General features: G+C 76.6%; 2 protein-coding genes. Both read right to left on the bottom strand.

Features of this window, described 5'->3' with window-relative positions:
• Positions 1 to 371 (bottom strand): DUF1801 domain-containing protein (locus tag DZG00_RS15480; protein ID WP_147360067.1); only part of this gene is annotated, 371 nt, incomplete at its 3' end.
• 12 nt (positions 372 to 383) lie between these two features.
• Positions 384 to 1329: DUF4190 domain-containing protein (locus DZG00_RS15475; protein WP_147360066.1), on the bottom strand; the 946-nt coding region annotated here is incomplete at its 5' end.

Genomic DNA, 1329 nt, shown 5'->3' with positions numbered 1-1329 from the left:
GCGTCCTCGAGCGCCGGCCGGGCGGCGCGCACCTCGTCGGCGCCGCGGAACGCGGCGATCGCCCGGTCGGGACCCGCGACGCGCAGGAGGCCGGTCGGATCCACGACGAGCAGGGGCGGCAGCCCGGGCCGGGGGCGGGCGCCGGCGTGCAGGATCAGCAGCACCTCGTCGGGCCTGCGGAGCGCGAGCGTCGCGAAGTGGTCGGCGAGGGCCCAGCTGGGCGCGTTCCACTTCCACGACTCGACGGCGTCGGGACGCGCCGCGTGCACGGTCGCCCGCAGCTCCGCGATCGCGTCGCCCATCGGGTGCACGAGGGCGGCCAGTCGCGCGTCGACGTCGTGCCCGGACGTTGCGGGATCGCCGTGCGGCACCGGTCGGCCCGCCTAGCCGGCGCGGAAGTAGTAGGCGTCCGCGGCCATCCCCGGCACCGTCGCCCAGAGGCCGTCCGCTGCGCCCTCGATCGGGATCTCGACGACGACGTTCCCGGTCGCTGTGCCCTGCGACTCCAGCAGCTCCGCGTCGTCGGTGAACGCGGGCGCCGGCGCGAGCGCGAAGCTGTCCGCGGCGGAGTACGGGGATCCGTCGGCGGCGAGGAAGCCCACGACCAGCTCCGACAGGGGGTCGCCCTCGGCGGAGCCGAGGTACGTGGCCGTGACCGGCACGACCGCGTACTGCATGCCATCCGCGGGCGGCGGGTTCCCCTCGTCCGCCGCGAGCACCGCCGCGGTCGCGTCGAGGACGGGCGTGCCCAGCGTGATCTCCCACTCGGGGCCGTCGACGCCGTCGCCCGTCACGGGCGTCCCGATGGGCAGCGGGTCGTCGGGGCTCGTGCCGGGCTGGGCGGTCGCGTCGTCGTCGCCGTCGCCGAGGCCGTCGGTGGGCTCGGGGCTCACGTAGCCGGAATCGGCGCCCGCGGACTCCACCGCGTCGGACACCGAGCCCACGAACAGCACCGTGTACACGATCGCGAGCACGACGCTGAGGACGAAGCCGACCGCGCCGAGCACGATCCCGGTCACCGCGAGCGGCTTCCCGTCCATCCGCCGAGCCAGCGAGACGATGCCCAGCACGACCGCCGCGACGGCCGGCACGAACACCACGTAGTTGAGGAACGGGATCAGCGCGCCGACCACCGTCACGATGCCCACGACGAGCGACGCGATCGCGAGGCCCTTGCTGCCGCGGGGGCGAGGCGGCTGGCCGGTCGCGGAGGGCGGGGCGGGCATGGGCGGGGCGTAGCCGCCCGGGGCGTAGCCGGGTCCGGAGCCGTGCGGGGCGTAGCCGGATCCGGGGGCCGCGGCGGTGTCGGCGGGGGCCGAGAGGCCGGTC

The organism is Clavibacter lycopersici (assembly GCF_003576405.1).
GTDB classification, from domain to species: Bacteria; Actinomycetota; Actinomycetes; order Actinomycetales; family Microbacteriaceae; genus Clavibacter; species Clavibacter lycopersici.
The sequence above is the reverse complement of the archived record's forward strand: the minus strand, read 5'-3'. Positions and strand labels throughout refer to the sequence as shown.